The organism is Pseudomonas sp. EGD-AK9 (assembly GCF_000465935.2).
Classification (GTDB): Bacteria; Pseudomonadota; Gammaproteobacteria; order Pseudomonadales; family Pseudomonadaceae; genus Aquipseudomonas.
Map to the genome: position 1 here is coordinate 1 of NZ_AVOF01000523.1, position 1,589 is coordinate 1,589.

General features: G+C 68.0%; 2 protein-coding genes and 1 pseudogene. All 3 read right to left on the reverse strand.

The genetic code is table 11. The features are described 5' to 3' along the window. A pseudogene (locus tag N878_RS28510) lies at positions 1-125 on the reverse strand (glycosyltransferase family 1 protein); the annotation flags it as partial. 39 nt (positions 126-164) lie between these two features. Then, a complete protein-coding gene (cysZ, locus tag N878_RS19950; protein ID WP_021445315.1) occupies positions 165-923 on the reverse strand; it encodes a sulfate transporter CysZ in 759 nt (252 codons plus the stop codon). Positions 924-991: 68 nt separating this feature from the next. Next, on the reverse strand, positions 992-1,589 hold a 598-nt coding region (locus N878_RS19955; protein WP_021445316.1), incomplete at its 5' end, for a GGDEF domain-containing protein.

Below are 1,589 nucleotides of genomic sequence, written 5' to 3' on the forward strand. Positions count from 1 at the left end.
AGCTGCACGCGATGGCCGCGGCCGCGCAGGCCCTCGACCAGGCGGCCGAGGGTGTTGGCCACGCCGTTGATTTCCGGTGGGTAGGTTTCGCTGATCAGGGTGATTTGCAGGGCGGTCGGGTTCATGACGGCAGTGTGGGCCGCCGCCATGTAGCCCATGTGACGTCAGGGTTGCGCTTTTGTGACGGGCTCCGCGCCGCGTTCGCGCACCCAGAACAGCGTGGCGCCGGCCACCGCCGCCGGCATCACGAGAATATTGACGAAGGGAATCAGCAGCGCGGCGTAGGTGATGCCGCCGAAGCTCAGGCTCTGCCAGCGCTTTTCGCGCAGCCAGGCGAGCATGTCCTGCCAGCTCAGCTTGTTGTTGTCCGCCGGGTAGTCGATGTACTGCACCGCCATCATCCACACGCCGAACAGCAGCCACAGCGGCGCGGCCACCAGGTTGACCACCGGGATGAAGCTCAGGATCAGCAGGGCGATGGCGCGCGGCAGGAAATAGGCCAGCTTGCGCGCCTCGCGGCCGAGAGTGCGCGGCACCATGGCCGCCAGTTCGGCCCAGCTGAAGGGCGGGAAGTGATCCTCGCCGCGCACCACCACCTCGACCTTCTCGGCGAGAAAACCGTTGAACGGCGCGGCGATGATATTGGCCAGCAGGGTGAAGCTGAAGAACACCATCAGCAGCACCAGCACCACGAACAGCGGCCACAGCAGGTACTCGAGAAAGCTCAGCCAGTTCGGCAGGCTGGGCATGAAGGCATCGACCCAGCCGCCGAACTGCTGCACGGCGACGCCGATCAAGGCGACGAAGAGGATCAGGTTGACCGTCAGCGGCAGCAGCACGAACAGGCGCAGGCCGGGGCTGAGCACCAGCTTCAGGCCTTCGCGCAGGTATTGCGGGCCGGACAGAACGGGGGCAGCGGGCATGATGGGCTCCAGGGTGGTTGAGTCGCGCGACCATACCGACTTTGCCGGGGCGGCGAAAGTTCAGCGGTTCATGGCTCCGCCGTGCTGGCCTGCGGCTGGTACAGCACCACCTGGTTGCGCTTGCGCTTGGCCAGGTACATGGCGCTGTCGGCGGCCTTGATCAGCGCCTCGGCCTCGCCGGCGTGCAGCGGGCAGAGGGCGATGCCGATGCTCGGGGTGACGAAGTCGATGCGCTCGCCGAGTATGTCGAACGGCGCGCCGAGGCTGGCCAGCAGGCGCTCGCCCAGGGCCTGCGCGGCCTCGGCGCTGGCGCCGGCGAGCAGCAGGGTGAATTCGTCGCCGCCCAGGCGGTACAGCTTGCCGGGCTGGCGCAGGCCGTGCTGCAGACGCGCGGCGATGGCCACCAGCAGGGCGTCGCCGGCGTCGTGGCCGAACTGGTCGTTGACCTGCTTGAAGTGGTCCAGGTCGATGAACAGCAGGGCCAGCGGGCCGGCGTTGCCGCTCAGCGCCTGGTCGAGGTCGTGCTGCAGCTGTTCGTTGAACGCCTTGCGGTTGCCCAGGCCGGTGAGTGGGTCGCGGTAGGCCAGGTCGTGCAGGTGGCGCTGGTAGGCCATGCGTTCGCTGACGTCGCGCAGGATGCCGCGGTAGCCGAGCAAGGCGCCGCCG

Excerpts from the sequence above, each read along its gene's own strand:
- cysZ (WP_021445315.1), bottom strand. The coding sequence starts at position 923 with ATGCCCGCTGCCCCCGTTCTGTCCGGCCCGCAATACCTGCGCGAAGGC.